We start from the raw sequence: 25,030 nt of genomic DNA on the forward strand, positions 1-25,030 counted from the left end.
TATGCAACGATTAAAATTTTCCTGCATATGCCACCGAATTATCTGTGTATGCGACAAACATCACTGTTCTTCTCGCGCATACTCTACCGCTTAGACGAAATTTAGATTGTTTTTTTCATCACTCAATCAGTCTAGCACAAATCAATGTCTATTAGTATGGGCTGAGCTTCAAATTATCTGTGAAAATTATCAGCTTCTTACAGCAGCGTGATAAAGCAACATACAAATGCTCCGGAGTATCAAATTTGTTAGCATCAAGAAGAACAACCGTGTCAAACTCTAGACCTTTTGTAAGAAGTGTTGTGCCTATACATTTCCCATCAACCTTCCGGCCGACTCTTTTTATTTGATTTCTATTATTTTTCATCGCTTCATAAACGGAGATGTTCTCATATGTAGATTGTTTGAGTGAATTCAAAAGATTTCTATGGATCGCTTCCCTTTTTTGCTTTAAGCCAAATTGAGATTTAGCTTCAACTAATAGCGCTAATAGATTGTATGTGCTAGGCTCTTTAAAAAACGAGTTAAACTTCTGCTTTACCTTAAACGTTTTCCCTTTGTCCGATTCTGATCTCTTTACCGTAAAATCTTCTTTTGAAAACCAACTATCGATTTCTGTTTTTTTAAATACAGAAAGCAAAATATCCTTCTTAACTCTATTGATCTTGTTTTTGGCTCTATTTATACCTAGCACCAGTTCGTCAGCAGTACGAGCGATTTGATAGAAGGATCTATCATCTATAGCCTCTAGGAGTGTTAGTCGGTTAGCAAAATCTATCCTGTTTTTGATATTAACACGATCTGAAATTGTACCTCGGTTTCTGGATCCAACCGGCAATACTTCTTCGTATTCAGGAACAATTATCAGTAGGCTCTCCATTGTTGGGTCCTTGCGTCGATTTGCAATGATTGCTTGAAGAGGTTTTGTATAGCTGCTTTTAAAAGAGTATAAATCTCCATTTTGTACTGGAAAGATATGAAGACCACTTGGTATGTTTTCTATAAGAGAAACTGGTTCTCTACTGATCAAATTTTCCCGAAATCCCTTAATAATATCACCTAGGGTGTTATAACCATTCCGATACCAACGATTAGGAACATCCAAATCGGGGTATGATGTGAAATCAGGCAAATCCCTTTCGAAATCAACTAGATCGCCATTAAAATCAAATATACTTTGCAGTGGATCACCTAGAATTCTCGTAGGAAATAGATCTGACAGGACCATTATGACATCATGTTGTTTTTTAGTACAATCCTGATACTCATCTACAAATAGTCCTACAAAAGTACTTTTGACGATATGCTGCACCATCGGCGACTTAAACAGTAGAAAGGCTTTATCTAGGGTAAATGCGTGATACTGCTTATTTTCTTGATCAGGTATATCATTACCAACATAAAAGTTTTGTACATACTTTTGGCAGAAACTACTTATTGTTTCGATATGAAATTGATTAGAGGGAATGTTCTCATTTTCAATTTTTTCTCTGATTGACGCTACGCCTGCATGGGTATGAGTTAAAATTAACTGTTTGCCTTGAGTATACTTGAGACTTTGTACTATCGTATAAGTTTTTCCATACCCAGCCGGAGAAACTAATAGCGCTTTACGTTCAGAAACAAATGATCGATAATCCATTAGTTATCAATCCAATTAATTAGACCCTCAAAATTCTGCTTTAGTAATGCGCGTTCATTGATCTGGTCAAAATACTCGAATATGATTGACCCTAAGAACTCTCCATGATCTATTCTTTTAAACCACTCTTTATCTTTTTTGACGGATGCTTTGGCTAATGCTGTTCGTAATTCAGAAGTATCTTCTTCAAGCCAATTCTGGTTGAATCGATAGCCATGTGGAAATTGAGCTTTAATTGATGCTTCAAGTGCAATTTGATCATTGCTTTTATGAACCACTAAGGCGTATTGTAATAATTGCTTTATAGCCCCCCAAGGTATATCTTGGAATACTTGCGCTTCGATACATTTATCAACGTCACAGTCAAACAAATCAATCCCTAACGCTTTTAAGCCTTCTTTTTTTTGATTAACAATGGGGTCATCGGAATCACAGAATATTACTGACTTTAAGTTCGCTTTTCTTATTTTTTCAGCCCTCTCCACAAAACTGCTTCCGCCTCCGTCAATATAGGCGCAATCCTCGAAAGACATCTGCTGCTTACCAATCTGCTTTCTATACTTATCCAAGGATCTCATAATTCCGACCTCGGTAGCTCCTTCGCAAACAATTATCTTCTTTGCAAAAAATGCTTCGGGACACGCTCTTACAACGCGCTGCAATGATTCTATGTGAGAGAGATCTCTTCCCTCTATTTTAGAGTTGCTTTTATCTTTTAATATTAAGATCAGCGATTCAATACTCAACTCGGTTATAACATCACGAGAATGGGTAGTAATGAAGATTTGTCCTTTACCATTATCGCTCAGCTCCCTTATTAACTGTTTTGCGCGATCTGGTTCTAAGCCTTGCTCGATCTCATCAACGAGCATTATTCCACCGTCTTTGACTAAGATAGACTGTATTGCTAGAGAGGCTAATCTCTTCGATCCCTTACCTTTCAGCCGGAATGGTATCCTATCATCATGCAAACTGATGCGGTTGTCTCGGATGGATAGTTCTTTAAAATCGAGGGTTGTGCTAGTTTTCTCGATATTCAAGCCTAGGCCTGCTGCTTGTACCTTTACCATATCGGTCACTTCAACAAGCTTCTCGAAACCGTGCTCATCTATTTTGTTTTTTGCAGATCGGAGAGATTCTAATACGATACTGTTTTCTTCTGCATCCTCTGGTTGTTGTGCTGCGCTTTTTAAAAGAGAGTATAATGGATTCCCTTTATTCCACGAGAAATGCCTATCAATGTTATCAGATACCATATAGCAATTCAGCAAAGCTCTTTCTGCGGCAGAGATTGGCTTATCGTCCTGCGCGCGCTCATTGATGATATGCCAATTTGGTTCCAAATTCTTATCGACTAATAGTCGCACGGATAACATTGGCTCCCAGTGTGCTGTATCTTCGAGTGATAATATATCATCACTAATTTCTGAGCTTTGTTTGTTGAATGCTCTTATATTCAATCCAAACTTGTGATCTGAAAGCAGTTTGACTGGAATACCGACAATATTTGCAGTAATTTTGATAGGTTTATTGTAGTTAACATTGTAAAAATCAGTGTCGTGGAATGATAAGTTCCATGTTGATGACAGAACTGCTGAAATCGCTTCCAATATTGTTGTTTTGCCGCTGTCTCCACGACCAATAAGGCATAATAATTTTTGGTCATGAGGAAAATTAAGGGAGAGATTTTCGATACTACGGAAATTCTGTATTTCTAATTTTACGATTTTTGACATTGGCAATTATTGATTTGGTACTTAGCTAACGAAAAAAGAGCCCATAAGCAGGTATACAACTCTTCTTGCTAATTTAAGGTATTTATTTATACAATGAAAATTCTTTCGGTTTCAAGCTAGGAATGAATTCGCTGTTTAAGCTATATTATATCATAAATATTCTTTGTACCACTGCAACATGGATGGGTTTGAGCGACTACATCTAATGGATGCAAAGGACATCAATTAAAAGCGGCAGAGCTTTTTGGCTAGCAATGCACTAATTGACACTTTAATCGTACATAAGCTTTTAATGTATTACTTAAGCGAACCACGGTTTTTTTTATCTGATCGCTATTTTGATGATGTTTACGCTAGTGATGCTTATTTCCCGAAGTATTTTCAGTTAATCACTAAAGATCGACTGGCCTTCTTTCACAACTAACCGTGCTCATCTACTCAAACCTTAAAATCTACTAAGGATAAGTACCTTTTGGATTATTTTGGCTAAACGCGATCATTTTAAATTAAGGTCTTTGTATTAAAATATCAATTACTCGATTAACTTCTGCCACCATATCTATATAGGGATTTATATTTTCAAAATCCTGCTTTTCAAATCTGCAAAATGAGTTAATTTTTGCAGTGATATCCATTACCGCTGTTCTACTTTCCCTATTAAGAAAAATGCTATTATGTACAAGTGAATTATTTAAAAGATTCAGGGTTTGTACTGATTCTTTTGCGTCAATGCTCCTGGTTAGAAACGGATTATTATAGATATTCGGTTCTAACTCAAATCTATAGTTAATAAGTATATTATGAAGCTCATTAAATGCCCGTAATTTGTGTTGAAAAAGAATCTCTATTCGTTTAGAACGGTTGGACAGTTTATGACTTACAACACCTAAAATAATTCCGCTCACCACTGGTGAAAATATCGCAAGCCATTTGAAAAGTTCTGTGTTATCCATTGGAATTAGGTTTTGACAAAACTAATAAAAGCCTTTGTAATGCCCGGTGTTTTTGATTTATTTCTGACAATAAATGAAGCAGACTTTTCAATTTTATTTGGAACGCACTTCTAGAGTGCAGATGCTACAGCGCATGTTATATGTTATCAAAAAGTGTTACAGATAGGTTTAGCCTTAAGTTTCTACACATCGAAAATTTTCAGTATAATAATCTTGTAGGTCAGAAATGAAGTTTTTAAAATGTATTCGCTTGAACCGTCCCAAAGTCTCGAAATCTTTTGGTCTCTGAATTGAGCCCAAGTGGGCGCACAAAAACAAAAAAATGTTGGTCTTTTACTTATAAAATGGCGCTGATTTGTTTACAGTTCAAAAAAGGCTTGTTCACAAGGAGATTAAGACAACGGCCATCTATGCAAAGATCGTAGATGATAAAATGAGGTAGTCTCCTAGCAGACAGGTGCAGCAAGTGACAGTCTTGGAGGGTAAGATTGTATAGTTTTTTGTCTGAAAGATATAACTTAATACTGTACGATTAAACATTACGGATTTAGACACAGTTATGCGGAAACTCGAAGATATCCAAATCAAGAAAGAACGCCTGTCTGGTTTAGGCTTAATCTGGAAGTAAAGGATGCATACGGAAGCCATCCTTTGCGTACTTTTCGTCCAGAGTTCGGATATGATTTGGAAGCTTCCCTGAAAAAATATTCGATTAAAGGGTTAAAAGATGCCGAAAAGCTTCAGGAAGTTTCCAAAGCACTGCGCAACGGAAATATTGTGCAAGCAGACTTGCAGATCGGTCGACGTACGATGCCCGTTACGCTTGCTGTCAACCGCAAATGAAGACGATCGATATTTTGGATAAAGATCGAAGGGAAGTAAGGGATGAGGCTATCTTTGCTACTAAAGATAAAATACAAAGTGTCAAAGTCCCGCGAGCGGCCGATTGGGCGGATGGAAGAGAAACCGTCGAACCGAAGATCGAGGCAAATAAACAGGATGTCGAGCAAGCTCCATCGGCGAAAAGATCTAGGTAGTAATTAAAGAAAAACCTGCATGTACAAAACGTTGCAAAGCAAAGACCGGATAAGCGCATCCGGCTATGCAACTCTAAATCTTCCCATTCTCATTCCCACTCCCAACACTAATACTTATATGGAAAAAGGCTTCCCGTTATGCAAATGGGGTTGGCCAGAGTAAAATCTCCTAGTAGAAATATTTGACAAAGAATTTGCTACAATTAATATTCTTTTATGATTTCCAAGAAAGCTAACTATCGCTTTTAATTTAATAGTCGTTCAGTCAGTAAGACACTCTGTTACAGAGTTACGGTTCGGTGTCCTAGTGGATCTATATTTTAAGAGTGCGCAAGCACTATAATTTTAGATAATCTTTATCTTAATTGGTGCGCCAAGGTACATCTTCGACTGTGCGTGCTAAAACCATCTCCTTAGAGCACCTGTTTGAATACTTGCCGTTGTAGCCCAGAATTTTTAATAAAGCCATTTCGATGTACCAAATACACAGGTGAAGTGCTTGATACTTTGTTTTTGAGTCAATTTTACTTAGTTTCTTTCTCTTTTCTTGTTGGGAGTGTACAATTGCATTTCTTATTTGCACAACAGCCTCTGGCGCGTCATTAATTTCTTTATTACCCGCTACGAATTTTGAAAGCGATTGAAATGCTATTGGAACCTCGTGTGAAATATTCAATTGCGACAGTAGTAAACGTAATTTGTTAGCTGCAGTGATGCTTTCCGCGTCCTTTCCAAGGATAAATTTCTTTTGTTCGACAATGTACCAGTTGTAAAGTAGCTCAATTGCTGTCTGCGCCATTATAATTGGCCCCTCAAGAAATAGGTCGCCGGAATTTGCTTCAACATACCAATATATAGCGGTCCTTAAGAACTCTCTGTCATCACTGTTCTTCCACAACCTAGAAAAACTTTTCCATAGCGCGTCATGCGACTCGATTGAGTTTCGCACTGTCCAGGATCGGACCTCTTTGTGTGGATCAATGATATAGTCCGTATAATCAAACCATTTCGTTTCTTGATCGAATATTCCCTGTTGAAACATAGCAGAAGTTCTCCTTCCATTTAGAAATGTAAGAAATGTACCTAAGCAATCAAATACATCCTTGCTGTTTTCCAGTGTGAGCGCTTTCTTTTTGCTTGTAAGCTCTCCGGAATAAAGTAGTCTGAAGCCTCCTTTTTCCTGTAGTAGGTTCAATGCGTCATTGTAATCTAAATTTTTATCTAAAATTATTTGATAACTTTCATTATCGAAAATTAACCGATTTCTTGAAGTCTGAACTATATTATCACATATTTTTTTCACTGGCATCCCGTGGAAATTCCTTAGATTAGGGACAGCGAAAATTATTTTCTCAACTGCAACTGAGCGGTCCCCAAATACTGATTCAGCGGACATTATGCCCTTCAGTCTATAGTGTTCTCCCATCTTAGCTGTCGTAATGAAACCTTCGCCGAATAATAGCTCGTCTACAATTATCGAGAAAATTGCATTGGTATCAAATGAGGGGGGCGATTTTGCATCCATAACAAGTGTAGCTGTAAAATATGCGCCTGAAGTTCCTCCCCACCCAAAATAAATTCCGCCGCTAACAAGTAGCTCTTGTACATTGTTTTTTAGCAAAAATGTTCCTTCATAAATTGTTATTGGGCAGTTTGGGTCAGACATTTTAATAGCACTTTCGATAATATTTGGTATGTGCTCTTTTTCTGCGATTAAGTCTGATTTAGTCATTGTAGAAATTCTTTAGTAGTATACGTGTTTTTGAATAATGAAAACTAGCCCAGTTTATTGTATCCAAGATAAAATTTGAAATAAAAAATGACCCTAATATAATTAATGTTGAGCTATATTCACTTAGTAGATCGTGGACGTTTGCTACAATATGTTAAGTAATATTTTTATTGTGCTTTTTTGGGAATGGACAGGTGGGCAGTTAATTGCCGCAAATGGGGGATCCTGAAAAGCTTTAATTTGGAACGAGATTCAGCGATATCATAATTTTGAAATGTTTAAAACAGAAAAATAGGCAGAACTTATAAAGGGGAATGTCTAAAATAATGCCTTTTTTGCTGTTTATACTGACGGTGCTCGGACTGTTGATAGGAAAGATAAAGTATGGCATTTCTTATTTACAGCCCGTAGAAAAGCTTCGAAATCAACAGGAAAATTACGAAAAAAAGAAAGAGCAGGAAGATCTTAAACGATTATCACCGACAAGCACTTAATGTTGGGGAATGATTTACTGAATTTGGGTTATTGGTCGGTTGCATTAGGTGAATTTCAGGATGCATTGCGTACTGATAAATTTAGTAAAAAAGCTTCTTGGGGGATATTTAAATGTCAGATTGGTATGGATATTAAAGATCGTAGATATCCCGTAGAAGTGTTACAAAAAAAGATCGATTTGATATCCGCACACGGAAAAAGGGATGCTCATGCGGCATATTTCAGTGGCATGTTATCTCGCGAAGGGGATGATTACAATAAAACAATCGGCCATTTCAAATTAGCAATTGAATACGATAGTTCCTTTTCAGATGCTTACTATCGACTAGGTATGATTTACGAAACAGTTGATGCCCTTGATACTAGAGAAGCGTCAGGCTATTATAAAAAGGCTTATCAACTTTCTCCATTAAATCTGACCTATATAAATAACTATGCTTACATCAAGCATCAAATCGGTGAATATAACGAAGCTATTGAGCTTTATGACAAGCAAATCAGATTGGATAAAGATGATTTGCTTCCCTATTTAACCAAATCCCACGCGCACCTTAAATTACTTGACATCAAGGCTTCCGTTGAATTGATAAATAAGCTGATCTATAAATTAGAGAACCAGCCTACTTTGTTGGAATCCGAACTTAATAGTATGCAATGGTTTTTTGAAAGTTTTGAGGGTAAAAAAATTCTTATTCATAAAAGTTACCAAAAACTTACCTACATCTATTTGTCTGCATATTATAAGAACCTAGCCAAAGATGGCAAATTTGACACGCACAGGAAATACTTAGATAAAGTCTCGCTATTTATCGAACCTCATTTCTATGATCTACAATATTTACCTCAATTGATAAGTTTTGAATTGGCTCACTATGTTGATCCTTCCTTGATGTCAAAAAATAGAAAAGCAAGAATAAAAAAGGAGATCAAAAATCTCTTTAATCCTTTACGGGGAATCTGTGGAAAGAGCTGCATCTTCGAAACCAAAACATTAATAAAATGCACTTCACAGAGAATGCAAGAGGTTGCGGAATAAATGTGCCTAGGTTATTAGATCGAAGTATTATTTTGATGCAGTAATGATGAGAATTAAGAATTGAATAGCTATCTGTTTGGTCTTCCAAAAATCTACTACCATTTCTAGGTAAAGACGGTATAAGGTGATAAATCCCTATCTGCTAACAGTTTCCCTTTTACCTATATTACTTTCATACATAAATCGAGAGAATTTCTTACATTCGATAAACAGCAACCTAAAAATAATGGAAATGTCTAAGAAAAGAAGCAGCGAAGAGATTCAAGAGTCAGGTAACATTTTGCTTGACAATGTATTGGAAAAAATTCGGGTCGCTTATCAAGATATAAAAATAATTAAAACTTCTGAGGAGCATCAAAAAGATCGTGGCGTAGATTTTCAGATTGAACTTATTGATAAATCAAATGAGAGAACTTTAGAAATGTTCAAGTTGCAAGTTAAAGCAACAGATGAACCAGTCACTGCTTTAAAGACTACTGAAAATAAGGGCTTGATATCATTTCAGATTGATAACAGGCATATACGCTATTATCAAAAAGAGATGCCTTGGGCTTTGCTGTTCCTTCTTTGCGAAAATGCTAATCAGAAAGTGTATTGGTATGCTATCCAGTTGGATAGTTCGCTTGAACGTCGACTAAATCAATCTATAGCTCAAAACAAAAGATCTATGCAGATCTTTTTAGATCCTAAAAATGTTCTGGAAGAAAGTAGTTTTAACACTTTTGTTAATGATGCGAAAAAATCGAATGTGGCGCAATTCTTTAGGGATTCAGAACAACTAGTGACTACCATCAGTGCTGATGTAGATTTTAAAGTTGACCGAAGTAAACCCCTTTTAGATCAATTGTATTCTTTGTTTGAATATCTTTTTGGGGAATTATTGTACCTTCCAAAACATTTAATAACTCAATATTATCCATTTAAAATTTCTGAATTTCAATCGTCATTCTATCACCAATTTAAACTGTACACTAACAATGAGGAATTGGTGACAATGATCGATAGTTTTAAGGTTCAATCCGATGGAAATATTGATTTTACTGAACCTGCGTTTATTAGGGATGTGGATGAATACGAAAAAAAAGCGAAAATAATTTTTGAAAGGTTTAGCAATAATCACATTTACAGTATAATAGCTGAAAAATCAAGGCGGGAAGTTCCCACTCGATATTTTAAGAAAAGGAAGTGTAATTGCATAGTTTGCTGTTACAGCAGACTTGAAATTCCTAAGGTACTCAAGATGCTGCAAAATTCTCGAGCGCAATCTTTAGAAGACCGTATGAAGATGGCGTATATGAATTATATGTTTGGTAATTATCTTCAGGCTGCAAAGGCATTTGAAGAAATTGGAGTAGTCGCAAAAAAAAAGAAAAAAGAGACTTTGAACTTGATCACGCAATTTAATTTAATCAAATTGGGGAGGCTAATTAGAAGTAACTATTATAGCCATGAAGAACTGGAGCTTGGAAAAAAAATGATGGAAATCAATTTGGACAAAGCTGTATATTTTGCTCCCAGCAATAGTCATCACCGAAAGCTTTTTAACTACATCAAAGAGTCGAGATTCTATACTGATAGTGTTTACGAAGTACAGAGCGCAATATCAAAATTGCGGAGCGAGTATCAGAGTTATATTAACGGCGCACAGTTTGTAACGCATTCCTATGAGCAATTACTTACTGGTTTTGCCAAAATGAGTTCTTTTATTGGAGGAAATATGATCATTTACGATCGCTTCGCGGAATTTAGCATGCAGATGACTGAGTTCACTGAGGGACTGTTTATTGCTTTGGCGCTTAGGGAGACTAATAGCAATGTAATTTCTAATTTTAATAATTACCATATCAAAACGCTTATCTTTGATGGCGATCATAAAGTAATATGGCGCTATTTTAATAAATATCATTTAAAATCAATCTCATATGTAGAAAGTGATGGTGAATTTTTCTCATTGATTGCTAATTTACTGTCGAATCATCATGTAGTTTGTAACGTATACAAATCATATCCGGACGAAAGAAAAGACTTTCTGCATGAACGTTACGCTGAAATTTTTGCAAACTGTTTTTGTCTTGCAGCGATTGTTAATATGGATGAAAAGCAGGTGGAAAAAATTGTTATTGGGATCATGCATTGCTTTACCAAAGAAGATTTGCCTAATTTTGAGGTTTATGTTCAGGTTAATAATTTTTTTAATTTAAAACGTCGTCAGCTATCCGATGAAATGCTAAAGAAACTTATCATTTTCTTTTTAGAGTGTAGGGGAACGTATCGTGAAAAACCATTAGAGCTTTTTGCTGAAGAATTAAAACTTAGAAATATTTCGATCAGTTTATCTACTTCTCAATACCAGAAACTCTTCAATTTTGCGTTAGGAGATAACGGGGAATTGATGGAGAATTTTAATGTACTTTGTTCATTTTATGCCATTTCGGAAGAAACATTCAAACTCCGTGTTAAGCGCAAAATCGAAGAACAGCTCAATAAAAAATTTGATCCCTACCACTACAATTATGCCGTAATCTGGGGGGTACTTCCGTTTGAAAAATCTGATCTGTTGAACAGATTTATAGAGGCTACATATCCTGATCCTTCTCATGTCTCTTTTGGAGCCAGTTTTTATGGACCTCAGGCTAATCCGTATCCAAAGTTTGATATGCTTTTTAATCTGTGTTTTAAATTTGAGTTGAGTGCCAGCGCAATTACTAAAAAAAAGATGGTTGGTTTTGGGGATTACTATGATTGGCTGCTGGACCTTAACGGTTTTGACTATAACAAATTTAAAGTATCTTGGCTTATTTTAAATCCCACAAAATTCTTCTTTCAATATTATGCAAAGTCGCCAAAATTAAAAGAGATAATAGAAGATTACTTGCAAAATAATAGGGATATTCAAGTGGAAAGGTTGTATTTCGATATATACAGTAAGAAGAATAATAATCTGAATGCCTAAAATTATTGGAAATAGGTTAATCTTGTAATTTCTGCGCCATAGTCCCCCAATTGGCCAGTCGCATCGTCCATTTTTTCTTAATGTTTTTATGTGCTAAATAGACCAGTTTCAATAAGGCCATATCTGAAGTGAAGGCACCTTTGGTTTTAGTGACCTTACGGATCTGACGATGGAATCCTTCTATCGTATTGGTGGTGTAGATCAATTTTCGGATGGATTTATCGTATCGGAAATAGGTGGGCAGACGATCCCAGTTACGCCGCCACGAGTCGATGATCACTGGATACTTTTCGCCCCATTTATCATGAAGTTCATCCATCCGCAGTCCGGCAAGATCCAATGTATCGGCTCGGTACACTGGTTTTAGGTCGTTCATAAATTCCTTCTGGTCTTTACTGGCCACATACTTTAAGCTATTACGGATCTGGTGCACGACACAGGTCTGTACTTCGGTGTCGGGAAAAATACTTTGTATCGCCTCTGAAAAGCCTTTTAGATTATCGATACAGGCTATTAAGATATCCTCCACACCACGGTTCTGTAAATCGGTCAGTACGCTCAGCCAAAAGTTAGCACCCTCATTTTCCGAAACATACATTCCCAGTAAATGCTTGTACCCATTTCGATCAATGCCAAGGATATTGTATACTGCCCGAGAAACAAAACGATGATCTTCTTTTACCTTGTAGTGCATAGCATCCATCCACACGATCGTATAAAGAGAATCTAGGCTTCTTGATTGCCATTCCTTGATCTCAGGAATGATCTTATCGGTAATGGAAGAAAGTGTACTGTGGCTGATGTCAGTGTCGTACATTTCCTTGATGTGGTTCTAAATATCACGTCAGCTCATACCAAAACCATACATACCTAAAATCTTCTTCTCAAGACTCTCCGCTAAAATAGTCTCTCGTTTCTTAACCAACTGGGGCTCGAAGGTAGATTGACGATCACGGGGTGTTTCGATATCGATCGTACCATCCGAAGTTCGGATCTGCTTACTGGACTTGCCATTACGCCGATTACCACTGGAGCGCTGGTCCTCGTCCATATGGCTCTCCATTTCAGCTTCTAACGCTGCTTCTAAAAACTTTTTCATTAATGGAGCAAAAGCTCCATTCTTACCATAAAGTGATTCTCCGCTGCGTAACTGCTCCAGAGCTTTATCCTTCATGGACTCAAAATCAAAATCACTGTCTTTAATACTCATAATTACTATATCAAAAATAATATTTCTATTTATTATACTTGACACAGTTTGTTTTACACTCACAAAAAAATGGCGTTGTCATATTGCTTTCGCTATTAATAGACAGATAACCAATTGAGATAAAGACCAAAATAATTGATGCCACGGCTCCCTTTTTGTTCGCTAGTATCAAATCTCCAAACCTCCCAGCACCTTTAGTAGCTGATATTGCTTTTGTTTGGGTTTGTAGTAAAATTGCTAGTACTGTCAATAAAAAACCGAAACTAATCGATGAATAGTCGACAGCTTTATCAAAAAGCTTCTCCATATTAATTTTGGAGCTCCATTTTTAAAGTAAGTCCATAAAAAGTAACAACAGCGACAATGCTATCGATAGAAATTGTTCTTTAAGTCTGTATTTTAAGTTCCGCTGTAAGACGTAATGGTGCCGTATAGTTACTCTTTCTTTTATTTATATTTAAGGTAGTAACAAAGCCTAATTAAACGATCCATATGTTGACACCCGAACAAGATGATTTTTACCATAGATGGCTACAGAAGGCTAATCACGTAAACGGACATGATGTTGCTGATCTGATCGATGAATATGTTAGTCTTTTTATCGTCTATAATTTCTTATACAACATCGTTCCTGCAGAACGCTACAGAAGGGAGGGTGTGCGCAGAGAATACGTGAAAGACATGGAGAGGGCCACAGCGCATATGGTTGGTTTTGTTGGTGCGAAAGCCATGGCTAATCACCTGGATGCGCAGGGGCTGAATGTGGGAATAAAGGAGCTGGCAGATGCCATGCCACATTTCAATATAGTCCTAGATAAAGGGCGACCGCGCAAACTTCAGGATGAAAGGCTGATTTTGGAATTAACTTCAGATGATGCTTTGAAGATGCTTGCTGTAATGAAGATTTTGTATCATATCCGCTGTAATATCGTACACGGAGAAAAAGGGCTTTACCAGTATCAGGAGCTTCTGTTACTACCTGCTTTAACACTGCTACGCGCGATCGTAGTTTATCTTCATGATAGATTGTTGGAAGTAAGATAAGGAATTAGTATCCCAAGATGGCTAGAAGTATGTCCCTTAACCACCTTGGGATATTTTATGGAGACACTATTCTTTTGCCTCTGTTTCTTTGTCCGTTTCCTTTTCTTTGGTCAATACCTCGAGTATGGATTTTAGTACAGAGGTGCCAGATTCACTGGTCGCATCTACAAATGCGGCACGTTGTGCGGCCTTGATCTTGGCGGGGTTGACTTCAGTGACGACAACTTCTATTTCGTATAAGCCAGAGTTTACGTTTAGAGCTTGAGGTTTTTGCGTTATTACACTTTTTTTGATTAGCTCCTCTGTTAGTTGCACCGGTGGCTTTTTCCCTTCAGTTTTTATTGTAATGGTCGTGTCTCTCGTGTCAGAAGTGTCAGCTCTGGATACAACAGATTTAGGCAGTATAGGAATCCAACCACTGTATATTTTATCGTCAACCACGGGTTCACCAACCCGTACCATGGGGATATTCATGGAGACAGTTCTGATATCATTCAACTTATATTCACCGGCAGCAAGAGAAAGACTTTTGACCTTAATTTCTACGGTCAGGTCAACGAATCGCGAATTGCCTTTCAGTTTAGCTATGGAATAGTTGTACTTAAATGAAGAGGTATCTTTGTTTACCATGTATCGGAATGCTGTCTGATCATCAGATTGCTCAGGTATCAGTTCAAACGAGATTGCAGGAGTAGTGGTACCTGTTTCTGCATCTTTCTCCAATACAATGTTTCTCGATATTGTGAGCTTTGGTAAGTTTATAGTCTCGGCCGAAGTACGGAAATTCTGCGCCGAATTAGACGCCTTATATGAGCCGGTATATTTGAGTGCATCCGACTTTAGTTTTTGCTGCACACTTTTCACGCCCAAGTCAATCAATGAAGGTCCGATGATAGCAGCAATTCCTGCTATACCACCCATCTGATTTTTGCTTTTTGCACCAATGGGTGTGATTGTTAGTGTAGTTTTTTCCGACACTATTTTTGGGTTATCGCCACTGCTATAGTTTTTTAGTCCACTACAACTACTTGCTAGCAATAGGATGGCAAGTAGGAAGATGTTAGTTTTCATAAATTTCGTGTGTTTGTTTTTTTACTGCGTTTAGTATAGATGTTATTGATGTAGCAACTGCATTTGTTTCGCCATCGCCCTGGCAGTGTAATCCAACGATTTTTATATTTGTATCATTGTCGTTTACGATCCATAGCGATCCGGAATCACCGTCCAGTGAGAGTGGTAGGTTTTTGTCCTGAAAGTTCGGATCTGATATGATTGGAAATCTCGCGGGGTTGCGCAAAGATTGGCCATACACTATCCCGTAAGTTATCCCGGAGGTCGCTCCGGTCTTTTTGACTTTTGTTTGTCCATAAATAGGATCGACAGGTATAATCTGTTTTATTACACCAGGAAAGCCATTCAGGGATTGGGTAAGGTTTACCGGCTCTTCTATGCCAATAAGTGCGAAATCAAGTGCCTGATCGAATACCGTTGATGCAACGCCGATGCTATTGATGGATTTGGTATCGTGCAAGTGCTGAAATATCCTGCATTTACCGGCGTAGTCAGTTTGTACCATTTGAGCTGGGATAGATCCATAGAGTACATGATAATTGGTGATTCCCACGTAGGTGCCGTTCAAGGTCATTACGGCGCCCAGCGTACCGTATGCGTATGGATCTGCTAAAAAAATCTGACTTAGGATCTGTGAGCCGCCAATAAGGGGACGGATTTTTGTTCGTGGCGGCAATACCAATATCTGTAGCCTGTTGTCGAAATCTACCACATCAGTCTTGAAACCAGCAATTTCATTAGGCAAGACAAGATTACTTCTTAGCGATTTAGTAGACATCTTCTTTCTGACATTGAACCGTATGCACAGTTCATCCGTAATCAGGCCATCTACTAATTTAAGGCCGAACTCGATATCTACAATATCCGGTCTGTCCGCATAGTCCTCTATAGCCTTCGCTGCCCTTTTATATAGTTGTTTCTGTTTTCGCAGTGTTAGTTTCATCGGTAGTTAAGGTTTAGTTTATAATGTGTTAAGTTGGGTGATTAAATACAAATATGCAATACCCCAAAAGGGGTATTTTATGGGTCGTTTTGGAGGCATCTTTCCTTGTAATTACGGCAATTCCGCTTCAATTTTCAACACCTTTTTAATCGTTGTGAAGGCATCGGCAATAGAAAATAGGTTCCCCCCTTTATTTATGAAATTCACGAATAAGATAAAAGTAAATTAGTTTTTTTGTATCTTTGTAAAATTATAAAGATTCTATTATAAGATATTTTTCAACGTTAATTTCAACTATTTTTTTCTTACTATAAGTGTAGCTCAAACCAAACCATCCAATTCTAAGTCGAAGCAGTATCGAAGTGGTGAGACTGGAAGATAGGTTACAAAAGAAACAACAACAAAAAGTCCATCTACCACTTATAGCACATCAAGGAAATCGAGAAATTGATTTTTGATACTTTAGTTGTGTTTACTATTCTGAAAAAGTGGAACGGTCTGCTCGTCGTATTTCTGCGGATGAAATCGAGAATAATGGATATAACCTTAATATTACTCGTTATGTTAGTATATCGGTGGCCGACGAACAGATTGATTAGAAACAAGTCAGCAAAGATCTAATTGACATAAGAAAAAAACATAAGGGAGGCTACGGATAAGCATAATCAATATTTGAAGGAATTGGGACTGCCGCCGATTTTGTAATAGATTAAGGTTAGATTTATGGTAAATAACATTATTAGATTTCTTAAGAAAAATGAAAGATTTAATAAATACGGACAAAGTCCAACCTTTTTTGGGAAGTTTAGATTAGGAGAGTTTAGTTTTAAGGAAAATCAAGCCAGCATAATTTTAGTCAATATTAATAGATGAATAGTGTGGTTTACCATTATACGTCAATAGATATTTTAGATAAAATATTGAGATTTAAAAAATTGCGATTTTCAGAAATGAATTCTCTTAATGATAAGTCCGAGTATCAGTATGGAATTCAGCTTTTAAAAGATAGGATTGTTGAATTTGAAGAAGAAAATAATGTAAGTTCTCCTTTTGAAATATCTATGTTAGATAGATTTTCTTTTAGAGATTCTCTGTTCTCAATTTCTTTTACAGAGTATGGCGACGATTTGGCCTTTTGGAATAGTTATTATGTTGATAAAGAGAAAAGTGTTTCCATCGGATTTACTAAAGATTCAGTTTTTAATGATAATTTTATTATTAATCAATGTATTTATGGTAATCCCTATCCTAAAATGAGTAGAGAACGTTATAATTGGTTTAGGAAAATATTTGATTTAAACACTAAATTAAGCAATATAACTGAAAGAGAATATCTACAAATTACGTTTCAGACGGCGCATATAAAACAAAAAGCTTTCAAAATTGAAAATGAGTTCAGAAGTGTTTCATTTTGTCCAAAAGATAAGGAATTAGGCGAGTTCACTAGAAATGGAAAGAGTGTAAGGTTTTTTGACCAGAGTTTTCAAGTAAATAGTATATCTGAGATAATTATTGGTCCGTCTGTAAAACAGATCTCAAATTTTATGGAGGTTAGGTCCTTAATCGATGAGCTTGGCTTAGACATTGAAATTAAGAGGTCTGCAATTCCACTTGAACTTTAAAAGAAAGTGATCTTATGATGTTTGATTGTTAGGAAGCGCATTCGAACGGTTGCTGAGCTAAATACAGATCAGGAAATTACAGCGGTATTGGGTGATAAAGTCAGAATTATTAAGGTAGAGGAGTTGACGTCATAATTAGATTTAGAAGATTTTTGACGAAGATGGTCTTATGATGACTGAGAAGAAACTTTTATAAATTGTAATAATTCATGCGTTGTTTTCGTCAAAAATGGGAGTGTAAAACAAACTGTGTCATTTGCTGAATTACCGCCCAGCGGGGCGGTAATTCAGCCACTTTGCTTATTGCAAATCTAACACCATTCTTCCCAGAAACCAAATTGCTAATTTCTGAGCCGTAGTCCCCCAATTGGCCAGTGGCATCGCCCATTTTTTCTTAATGTTTTTATGTGCTAAATAGACCATTTTCAATAAGGCCATATCTGAAGTGAAGACACCTTTGGTTTTAATTTTATCAGATCAAGTTTAATTTGAATAACTGTAATTATTAATCACTCTCTGTGCCATTTGTAAGTTTTTTTACAACAAGTTATGAAAGCTGTTATACACAGAGACCACACCGAAATTTTTTCGTTCAACAGCCATTATTGCTATAGTGTCTGCGATAGCCTTTAGATTATTTTCATACAATTCCTTCAATATTTCAATAAGTTTCATCTCGTCAAAATATGCTTCTTGGCTACAATTTTCCAATAACATCTGCAATAAAGTTCCTGCCAGTTTAGTTTCACCAACAGCTACCTTGGCTTCTATAATTTTTAAAAGACGGTATGTATTGAGGCTCTGTTTCCCTAGTCTTAGTGTTCGATAAAAAATTGGGAGATCAGCATCACCAAAATTATTAATTATTTCAGCAAAATAAACCATTTCATACACTTTTTCCCTTAGCGTCGTATTAGAACTTCCTTCGGCAAGAACCAGTACTAATTCCCAAACATATCGGATCTTTTGAGCTTTTGAAATGTGATCTTCGATTTTTATTCGATCAATGAGTGAGGCGATCTGTCGCTCATTTCCCATACTGATTAATTCAGTAAGCAGCTTGTTTGCTCCTTGTAAATCAATTGTATATGCAATCCAGATATGTTCGACAAACCGTCGCGTAATCAGATTATCATCTGTTAATGTGGAGAGTTGCCTTTCATATTCATCTCGCAGTAAGTCATACAAATTTTTATAAAGCTGTTGGGAGAACAAGAGGTACCCGTAAAAAACTGGATTTTTATATTTTCCCTCACGATATTTTAACATTTCGTGACGGTTCATTTTCAACCAATCCATATCAAGATAGCTGATTTGCGGTATGTAAAATCCTAAACACCAATAGAATTCGGCGATTTTGCAAGATGAAACGAGACGTTCTGTAAATAAACTTTTTACCGATTGGTCCCATGCGGGAGGACCATTTTGCAAACCCACTCGTTTTATAGAAGCATTGATTAATGCATCATAGATCTTGCCGCGTGTGGAATTGGTGATATCCATTATGGGATCATTGTTTAGCCATTCAAATTCAATTATATAGTTCGTCTCTAACTTAATTAAAATTTCGATCGCACTGCTGATGTGTTCACCAGTCAACTTACATTCTTTGTTCTCAAATACGCTATTTATCAACGAGGCGATCATCCCTACTGCGTTGGACTTTTCTCGTTCATCAGAAGTTACATCCCAAAGGTCGTGTCGTTTTTCTAATATGGTATCTATGAAAGGCAAAACTTCTCCTGCAATCAGGGAGGTTGATTTTTCAATGACTGAGCGTAAACCACTCATGAAGCTGTAGATAAAGCGTACTGGCAGCGCAACAAATTCATATAGCACTGGTGAAATTAAATCGTATTGATCAATAACATAGGCTGTTAAGTCGTTTTGTAAACCGTAAGTATTATAGCCGCTCCATCGCTGCTTATCTGCAAGGATGTTGAGCACCTCAAGTGGGGGTTTCTCCAATATACGTTCGTCTGTGCTGTAGTCATCGCCCGAGCTCATGGAAAAGTAACTAACGTATCCTGGATGCGAAGGTACAACGCCATTTGTCATTTCTTTTAAAGCATGGTAGTCCTTGATAAGAAGATCGGGGTAACGGTACCGTATTGGTTCTAACGCCATATGCCATTCTAGCTCAAAATATGCACGGCGGGCTGGATAGTCCTTTTCTTTGTCTTCACTCCTTCTTTCTACAGTCAAGCCTTTTATCCAAGATAGAAGTTGATGTACTTGTTCAATTTCAAATTTAAAACAATTTCTGTTAATCAAGCGATAGACCTCGAGCATCGTGTTCCGATCATCTAACGGATTCGCCTGTTCCCAAAATATAGGAGACAGTTGCTCAAATCGGCGGTCAATGAAATAATAAGCTATACGCCGCAAAATAGGCAGTTCATTGAGGATCAGTGTGCTGATTTTGGATGACATTTCGTCGGGTGGAACTTCTTCCAAAAGTCCAACTAATAACCTAATTATCGAAAAATTAAAGGCTGATTCGTCGATGTTTTGCCTGTCTGGCTCGATCGACGCCATATGGAGTTTGGAAAAATCCAATGGTGATTCGCGAGCAACATCTTCTATTTTTGCTATAGCCCATTCCAGAACGGTAGTATCGAACTTCTTAAAAAGTTTTGATGGAGCACTGGTACTGAAATTTTCCAGCGTATATTCATCGACAATTGCTCTTGATCGATAATTTTTTTTCTCTGGTAATGGTGTAAAAAGCAAATCCAATAGCTTAGAAGCTAACAAGGAATTACTGTCTAACAGTTTAAAAAAGAATATTTCACATATATCATGAGAAAGTATGGAACGCTCTCTTTTAAGCCCAAAATCAAATAGAAACTTTATGTGAATGTTGTCAATCGAATCAGGAGGTAAACTCAATATGCTCCGAGATATTTGATAGTCAACAGTAAAATTCCGGTCTAGGGAATTCTCTTGCACATAGCTAAATACAATGTAACCATTAATAATTTGTACTACAAGCGTATGGATCTCGGGAAACTGTTCTACATAACCTGCAGCCGATTGAATGAGAAAGGCACCTTCCCAGCTTTTATATTGGAAGGAAATCTCCCCTTTATTCGTTGTGAAGGGGATAGGTGGTGGAATCTTATTAAATGACAGTAAGCCGTTTTCGTAAGCAAATTTAAACCATTCTGGGTCAAATTGATTTGTGAGCTTCTGGATAAAATATGATCTTTCGATCGAACCCTTTATATATTCGATCATGAAATGATCTTCTACGCGCTGAGATTCGACGAACAATCGATCAATGTTATTTATGTTTTTAATGATGTGTGACACAGTTATTCTGGTTTGTAAGTTGTTGCGGCCGCTGCAATTGGTTCGTTTAGCTTTCTTAATATTAATTCGATCTGGAGATATTGATCTCCTTCAAAATGTATAAGCTCGATATTCAACTTGTTGAGTAGCTTAATTTTCTCCTGATTCTCTTTATATCTTTGAGCTAATTTTGTAAGATGTTTCTCGCTAGCAAGCGGAAGTCCCGCATCTAAAATTCGATCAATTGCATCGTCTTGAAATTGGTACTCGATGGCGCCCGTGACTTTATTTTTGTAGTCTACAAGTATGCCTTTTGATTTCCACAATGCAATGTCCGAACAGGATCCTTTCAGCTCGTGGTCGGCATAGGATTCTTTAATCAGGTTATCACTGAAGATGCAAAAGTGCTTTTGTTGTTCCCGATTATAGTTTCGCTTTTCCGCACGTATGGATTCCATCGCTTTTTCCAAGAAGTTTACAAAAGTCTTATCCGAAAAGCTGAAACCGACAAAGACAGTACTGTAGTTCGTAAACACCGAGGACACGAAAGTTTGAACGCCTGATAATGGCTGCTCATATTGTTGCAAGTACGACTCTTCTGTTAGAATTACTTCCCCAGAAGAAGATGTTCCATGAATATGATATATCTTTCGGTCATGGCCAATTCCGCGTATATCTAAATCTCCGGTTGAAAACGTCTGGTGCTTACAATCCGAATCGGGATTGAATCGCTCCAATGCACTTAACGTTTCTTCAAAACTATCGTCGTAGTTTGTCGTAATGATCGTTTTGGAAAGACGGACAAGCTCAATATGTAATGAGGTGAAATGACAAGCAACCGGTTTTGTGTATTTCTTCACAAGCTCTCGATATTTCATAACATCTGCTTTACTTTTTATATTGGATGCAACTTTAGGATATCCATCGGTATCAATCGCATTTTTTACGGCATTGTCATCATAATAGTATTTAAATTCTCGGTTTAGGCCTATTAAAAGGTCTTTCCAAAGGGGAATTTTTAGCGCAGAGGAACAACCTGCACCAATAAAAACAGCGATACCATATGGCTGACGAGCTAAATTTTGAAGTTCGTCAATCTTCTCGTTCAATAAATAGGACATTAAAAAAGGCTAATAGTTCTGAACATCGGTTTTATCAATTCAACAATGAAAATAGGGATTTAAATTATTAATACAAAATCAAATTAAATCAATCTAAGAATTATTAAAAATGATCGTAAAACTTTCATAGGAAATCTCCCTTTGGTACTATTTTGCATTTTTATTGTTATGAAAAGTACTAACCAAAGTTTAGTTTTTCTAACAGTAAGTTCTTCATAGATAGAAGGAGTCCCGCCTGTTTGAGCTGGCGATAGTATTTGACAGATTGCTCAAGAACTTGATGAAGAAGAACCAATTTGACGTGAAATTAGTGGGGCAAATAAATAACAAAAAGTGTTACAAATAGGTTACAGCGTCAAATTTCTAAATTTCAATAATTATCAATAAATTGCCTCTGTAAGTCAGAAACAAAGCTTTTCCACCATATTCGTTTGCACCGTCCAAAAGTCTCATAATCTTCTGTTCCTATTTCTTTTATCAAGTTCGACCTTTATCCTGTATTCTCCTTTAAATATTTTTATACCAACATTTTCAACTTGGTAGACGAGATATTTACTGTGTATTAGTTTTGGACTGTATTCAGTTTTTAAATTTCTTAAGCCCTCAGAACTGTTCCTCTAGCGTTCCCAAGGCTTCAGAACACAGTGATCCTTTGAGCTAACTATTAATTGAGGCTCTAAACCAAAAATTTCTTTCACCGAATTTGTCATATGGAAAATTACATTACAAAAGATGATTTACTCGAATTCCGAAGACTTTTGCTTCTTGACCTTCGCGAGGTGCTAAAAGAAAGCGAAAACGTTAACGCCGGTCTACTTGAACAGGAGTGGTTGCGCAGCAAAGATGTCCGAAAATTTCTTAACATTTCAGCTGCAACGATCCAAAATCTCCGTGTCACTGGTAAATTGAGAAGTCAAAAGGTTCTCGGATCCTATTATTATAATAAAAACGATCTCTTAAAATTGTTTACTGAATGAAGTATAATGAAAAGCAAAGCCCAATTACGAGGCTAATGAGCAGAGTAACTCATGATTCAAGGCTTAAGGTCTGTCACATTGCGCTAATTACAGGAATTATTGAACTGGCTCAACAGCAAAATGAATTTTGTAAAATTAAGATGAGTAGAAGACTGTTAATGAAGTATTCTCACATCAATACAGCGCCGACATACCACAAATATCTTAAAGAGCTGCAAGAACTCAATTACATAAAGTACAACCCATCATTTGATCCTAGAATTTCCAGTACATTAGAAATTTTGTTATAGAGTAGCAATTCGATCAGAAAGCACATGGAGAAGTAGTGGCAACTGGCAAGCTTTAGGAGGGTAATAATTCTTCTTAATTTTTTTTATATTTCTCTAATAAATGAGAATATAATTTCTTAGCTTTAATCTATAAATCATTGGCATTTTCGTTCTTTTAAAGATTGTATGACTATTTTTTGCAAGTTTAAGTCAAAGTTATAGTGTAGTTTTTTGTTGGTGCGAAAGAGGTGCCAATTACGGTTTTCGTTTTTAAGATATTGTATATAAAGGGTTTATTGGGGAGGTTCGAATCCCTCTCTCTCCGCGAAAAGCTTCAATTTAAAAGATTGGAGCTTTTTTTATGTTCAGCGTTTGCTAATAGGATCGCTGAGGGATGAGAACCCTCGGGTTCGATCCGAAGGAGGTTTAAGGCCGAGTGCGGGGTTGTGGGGCTAAACCAATCCCTCTCTCCGCAGCTGCTAGTGTTTTACACGTCTATGCAATAAAAAAGCAGGTGCTGTTGTTCTCCTCGACACCGTGTATTTTAGAGTCTCGCTAATACGCGTGGCGTTCGCCTGAACCGCAGTGTATCAGTTGTTGCCTTGTTCGTATATTTTTAAACTATTGACTTGCCTTTGTGGTTATATACTATATTCTCCCAAGCGAAAAATCAAAATTCTTATGGTAAAAAAGCCGATACTAGTTGAGTTAAATTATATATTATATTTTCTGATTGCATTATTCGGTATCATGTATGTAGCAAGCTCCTTTCTAATACCGTTGACTATTGGATGTTTGTTAGCAATGCTGATGATTCCAGTCTGTCGTTGGCTAGAGGAAAGAAATTTTTCAAGATTTGCGGCTTCATCCCTCAGTGTCTTTGCGATGGTTGTATTACTACTTGGGTTAAGTACTCTTTTGGTTCAGCAAATTACTTCCCTTAGTAATGATCTCTCTCAACTCGATGAACGTGTATCCAATGTTACTTCTTCTGCGCAGGACTTTCTTGACGATACTGTGGGCGTATCAAAGGATCAGCAACAGAAGTATTTTGCTGAGCAGATCGATCGCTTTGGAGAAGGAGTAGCCTCATACGCTGCACTATTCGTTACCCAGCTGGGTGCTTTCTTGGTTAATTTTGTGATTATCGTAACGTATACCTTGCTCTTGCTTAACTACCGTGGAAGAATTAAAAACTTTGTGCTTAAGCTAGTGGAGAGACACACGCGTGGCGATCTATCAGGTAGTACTGGAAAAGTAGTCCATGAAGTGGCTACTGTCGCAAATGGATACGTGGCTGGTGTTTTCTTGGTGGTACTTATTCTTTCGGTAAGCAGTACCATCGCTTTGTTTGCGATTGGCGTAGAACATGCGTTACTGTTTGGCGTGCTGGCTGGTGTTTTAAATATTATACCTTATCTCGGTTCTTTGCTAGGCAGCTTGATACCTGTAATCTATGTGCTGCTAACAAGGGATACGCTCACATACGCCGTTATCGTTGGCGCTTATTTTCTGATCATCCAGCAAATAGAAAGCTATGTACTTACACCAAATATCACTGGTGGTAAGATAAAGGTCAGCCCCCTTTTTACAATATTGATTGTTTTGTTTGGCAACTTGGTTTGGGGTATAGCAGGAATGGTGCTATTCATACCTTTGTTGGGAATTGCCAAAGTGATTTTTGATCATGTCCCACAGTTAGACGCATATAGCTATTTGATAGCTAAAAAATAGCTCTGTATTGTTTGCCCATAGCAGTGTCGGCAGCAAGCTTTTTGAACTGGGCAATCTCCTGTTCCAGTTGCCGTCGGCCAAGCAAATGCTATACACAAAATACAATATTTAGGTAGCTTAGTCCGGTGTTAGCATTTAAGCCTGTTTTTTATAATAGCTAC

18 protein-coding genes and 2 pseudogenes are annotated in these 25,030 nt (G+C 37.0%); 9 read left to right on the forward strand and 11 right to left on the reverse strand.

What is annotated here, in order from left to right:
* Positions 1 to 151: 151 nt before the first annotated feature.
* The 3 genes from SCB77_RS21545 to SCB77_RS21555 all read right to left on the reverse strand — a co-directional run bounded on the left by SCB77_RS21545 (position 152) and on the right by SCB77_RS21555 (position 4,331).
* Positions 152 to 1,642 (reverse strand): UvrD-helicase domain-containing protein, encoded by a 1,491-nt coding sequence (locus SCB77_RS21545; RefSeq protein ID WP_320184070.1) that lies wholly within the window; start codon positions 1,640 to 1,642, stop codon positions 152 to 154.
* Complete coding sequence (locus SCB77_RS21550; protein WP_320184071.1) at positions 1,642 to 3,378, reverse strand: ATP-dependent nuclease; 1,737 nt, start codon at positions 3,376 to 3,378, stop codon at positions 1,642 to 1,644. The genes SCB77_RS21545 and SCB77_RS21550 overlap by 1 nt, the downstream gene beginning before the upstream one ends.
* A gap of 506 nt (positions 3,379 to 3,884) precedes the next feature.
* Positions 3,885 to 4,331 carry a hypothetical protein gene (locus SCB77_RS21555; RefSeq protein WP_320184072.1) on the reverse strand — a complete coding sequence of 149 codons (447 nt, stop codon included), beginning with the start codon at positions 4,329 to 4,331 and terminating at the stop codon, positions 3,885 to 3,887.
* A 651-nt stretch (positions 4,332 to 4,982) separates the two neighbouring features.
* On the opposite strand from SCB77_RS21555, the gene SCB77_RS21560 reads away from it, so the two are divergent.
* Both SCB77_RS21560 and SCB77_RS21565 read left to right on the forward strand, forming a co-directional pair.
* Complete coding sequence (locus tag SCB77_RS21560) at positions 4,983 to 5,174, forward strand: hypothetical protein (protein WP_320184073.1); 192 nt, start codon at positions 4,983 to 4,985, stop codon at positions 5,172 to 5,174.
* Positions 5,171 to 5,368, forward strand: coding sequence for a hypothetical protein (locus SCB77_RS21565; RefSeq protein WP_320184074.1), 198 nt, complete (start codon positions 5,171 to 5,173; stop codon positions 5,366 to 5,368). The genes SCB77_RS21560 and SCB77_RS21565 overlap by 4 nt, the downstream gene beginning before the upstream one ends.
* 361 nt (positions 5,369 to 5,729) lie before the next feature.
* Here SCB77_RS21565 and SCB77_RS21570 read toward each other — a convergent pair whose 3' ends face one another.
* Positions 5,730 to 7,100 carry a HEPN domain-containing protein gene (locus SCB77_RS21570; protein WP_320184075.1) on the reverse strand — a complete coding sequence of 457 codons (1,371 nt, stop codon included), beginning with the start codon at positions 7,098 to 7,100 and terminating at the stop codon, positions 5,730 to 5,732.
* Between the two features lie 314 nt (positions 7,101 to 7,414).
* Here SCB77_RS21570 and SCB77_RS21575 point away from each other — a divergent pair, with 314 nt between their 5' ends.
* The 3 genes from SCB77_RS21575 to SCB77_RS21585 all read left to right on the forward strand — a co-directional run bounded on the left by SCB77_RS21575 (position 7,415) and on the right by SCB77_RS21585 (position 11,584).
* Positions 7,415 to 7,594 (forward strand): hypothetical protein, encoded by a 180-nt coding sequence (locus tag SCB77_RS21575; RefSeq protein ID WP_320184076.1) that lies wholly within the window; start codon positions 7,415 to 7,417, stop codon positions 7,592 to 7,594.
* Entirely contained in the window at positions 7,594 to 8,631 is a 1,038-nt protein-coding gene (locus tag SCB77_RS21580) for a tetratricopeptide repeat protein (protein ID WP_320184077.1), read from the forward strand. The genes SCB77_RS21575 and SCB77_RS21580 overlap by 1 nt, the downstream gene beginning before the upstream one ends.
* 232 nt (positions 8,632 to 8,863) lie before the next feature.
* A complete protein-coding gene (locus tag SCB77_RS21585) occupies positions 8,864 to 11,584 on the forward strand; it encodes a DUF4365 domain-containing protein (RefSeq protein ID WP_320184078.1) in 2,721 nt (906 codons plus the stop codon).
* Positions 11,585 to 11,600: 16 nt separating this feature from the next.
* Here SCB77_RS21585 and SCB77_RS21590 read toward each other — a convergent pair.
* Both SCB77_RS21590 and SCB77_RS21595 read right to left on the reverse strand, forming a co-directional pair.
* Positions 11,601 to 12,794 (reverse strand): annotated as a pseudogene (locus SCB77_RS21590) (IS256 family transposase).
* Positions 12,795 to 12,819: 25 nt separating this feature from the next.
* Complete coding sequence (locus SCB77_RS21595) at positions 12,820 to 13,101, reverse strand: hypothetical protein (RefSeq protein WP_320184079.1); 282 nt, start codon at positions 13,099 to 13,101, stop codon at positions 12,820 to 12,822.
* Positions 13,102 to 13,286: 185 nt separating this feature from the next.
* On the opposite strand from SCB77_RS21595, the gene SCB77_RS21600 reads away from it, so the two are divergent.
* A complete protein-coding gene (locus SCB77_RS21600) occupies positions 13,287 to 13,838 on the forward strand; it encodes a hypothetical protein (RefSeq protein WP_320184080.1) in 552 nt (183 codons plus the stop codon).
* Between the two features lie 66 nt (positions 13,839 to 13,904).
* Here SCB77_RS21600 and SCB77_RS21605 read toward each other — a convergent pair whose 3' ends face one another.
* Both SCB77_RS21605 and SCB77_RS21610 read right to left on the reverse strand, forming a co-directional pair.
* Positions 13,905 to 14,909 carry a hypothetical protein gene (locus SCB77_RS21605; protein WP_320184081.1) on the reverse strand — a complete coding sequence of 335 codons (1,005 nt, stop codon included), beginning with the start codon at positions 14,907 to 14,909 and terminating at the stop codon, positions 13,905 to 13,907.
* The gene (locus tag SCB77_RS21610) at positions 14,899 to 15,852 is read right to left on the reverse strand and encodes a hypothetical protein (protein ID WP_320184082.1); all 954 of its coding nucleotides are present in this window, start codon (positions 15,850 to 15,852) and stop codon (positions 14,899 to 14,901) included. Before SCB77_RS21610 ends, SCB77_RS21605 begins: the two co-directional genes overlap by 11 nt.
* Positions 15,853 to 16,721: 869 nt before the next feature.
* On the opposite strand from SCB77_RS21610, the gene SCB77_RS21615 reads away from it, so the two are divergent.
* Positions 16,722 to 17,474 carry a hypothetical protein gene (locus SCB77_RS21615; protein ID WP_320184083.1) on the forward strand — a complete coding sequence of 251 codons (753 nt, stop codon included), beginning with the start codon at positions 16,722 to 16,724 and terminating at the stop codon, positions 17,472 to 17,474.
* A gap of 300 nt (positions 17,475 to 17,774) precedes the next feature.
* Here SCB77_RS21615 and SCB77_RS23210 read toward each other — a convergent pair.
* From SCB77_RS23210 to SCB77_RS21625, 3 genes and pseudogenes are all read right to left on the reverse strand, one after another.
* A pseudogene (locus tag SCB77_RS23210) lies at positions 17,775 to 17,939 on the reverse strand (IS256 family transposase); the annotation flags it as partial.
* A gap of 72 nt (positions 17,940 to 18,011) precedes the next feature.
* On the reverse strand, positions 18,012 to 20,714 hold the full coding sequence (locus SCB77_RS21620) for a hypothetical protein (RefSeq protein WP_320184084.1): 2,703 nt from the start codon (positions 20,712 to 20,714) through the stop codon (positions 18,012 to 18,014).
* 77 nt (positions 20,715 to 20,791) lie between these two features.
* Complete coding sequence (locus SCB77_RS21625) at positions 20,792 to 21,889, reverse strand: SIR2 family protein (protein WP_320184085.1); 1,098 nt, start codon at positions 21,887 to 21,889, stop codon at positions 20,792 to 20,794.
* Positions 21,890 to 22,599: 710 nt separating this feature from the next.
* Here SCB77_RS21625 and SCB77_RS21630 point away from each other — a divergent pair.
* Both SCB77_RS21630 and SCB77_RS21635 read left to right on the forward strand, forming a co-directional pair.
* On the forward strand, positions 22,600 to 22,866 hold the full coding sequence (locus SCB77_RS21630; RefSeq protein ID WP_320184086.1) for a helix-turn-helix domain-containing protein: 267 nt from the start codon (positions 22,600 to 22,602) through the stop codon (positions 22,864 to 22,866).
* Between the two features lie 950 nt (positions 22,867 to 23,816).
* Positions 23,817 to 24,869, forward strand: coding sequence for an AI-2E family transporter (locus tag SCB77_RS21635; RefSeq protein WP_320184087.1), 1,053 nt, complete (start codon positions 23,817 to 23,819; stop codon positions 24,867 to 24,869).
* Positions 24,870 to 25,030: the final 161 nt, after the last annotated feature.

The organism is Sphingobacterium bambusae (genome assembly GCF_033955345.1).
Taxonomy (GTDB): Bacteria; Bacteroidota; Bacteroidia; order Sphingobacteriales; family Sphingobacteriaceae; genus Sphingobacterium; species Sphingobacterium bambusae.

Coding starts and splice junctions, on each gene's coding strand:
- SCB77_RS21545 (WP_320184070.1), bottom strand. CDS start 1,642: ATGGATTATCGATCATTTGTTTCTGAACGTAAAGCGCTATTAGTTTCT.
- SCB77_RS21550 (WP_320184071.1), bottom strand. CDS start 3,378: ATGTCAAAAATCGTAAAATTAGAAATACAGAATTTCCGTAGTATCGAA.
- SCB77_RS21555 (WP_320184072.1), bottom strand. CDS start 4,331: ATGGATAACACAGAACTTTTCAAATGGCTTGCGATATTTTCACCAGTG.
- SCB77_RS21565 (WP_320184074.1), top strand. CDS start 5,171: ATGAAGACGATCGATATTTTGGATAAAGATCGAAGGGAAGTAAGGGAT.
- SCB77_RS21570 (WP_320184075.1), bottom strand. CDS start 7,100: ATGACTAAATCAGACTTAATCGCAGAAAAAGAGCACATACCAAATATT.
- SCB77_RS21575 (WP_320184076.1), top strand. CDS start 7,415: ATGTCTAAAATAATGCCTTTTTTGCTGTTTATACTGACGGTGCTCGGA.
- SCB77_RS21580 (WP_320184077.1), top strand. CDS start 7,594: ATGTTGGGGAATGATTTACTGAATTTGGGTTATTGGTCGGTTGCATTA.
- SCB77_RS21585 (WP_320184078.1), top strand. CDS start 8,864: ATGTCTAAGAAAAGAAGCAGCGAAGAGATTCAAGAGTCAGGTAACATT.
- SCB77_RS21595 (WP_320184079.1), bottom strand. CDS start 13,101: ATGGAGAAGCTTTTTGATAAAGCTGTCGACTATTCATCGATTAGTTTC.
- SCB77_RS21600 (WP_320184080.1), top strand. CDS start 13,287: ATGTTGACACCCGAACAAGATGATTTTTACCATAGATGGCTACAGAAG.
- SCB77_RS21605 (WP_320184081.1), bottom strand. CDS start 14,909: ATGAAAACTAACATCTTCCTACTTGCCATCCTATTGCTAGCAAGTAGT.
- SCB77_RS21610 (WP_320184082.1), bottom strand. CDS start 15,852: ATGAAACTAACACTGCGAAAACAGAAACAACTATATAAAAGGGCAGCG.
- SCB77_RS21615 (WP_320184083.1), top strand. CDS start 16,722: ATGAATAGTGTGGTTTACCATTATACGTCAATAGATATTTTAGATAAA.
- SCB77_RS21620 (WP_320184084.1), bottom strand. CDS start 20,714: ATGATCGAATATATAAAGGGTTCGATCGAAAGATCATATTTTATCCAG.
- SCB77_RS21625 (WP_320184085.1), bottom strand. CDS start 21,889: ATGTCCTATTTATTGAACGAGAAGATTGACGAACTTCAAAATTTAGCT.
- SCB77_RS21630 (WP_320184086.1), top strand. CDS start 22,600: ATGGAAAATTACATTACAAAAGATGATTTACTCGAATTCCGAAGACTT.
- SCB77_RS21635 (WP_320184087.1), top strand. CDS start 23,817: ATGGTAAAAAAGCCGATACTAGTTGAGTTAAATTATATATTATATTTT.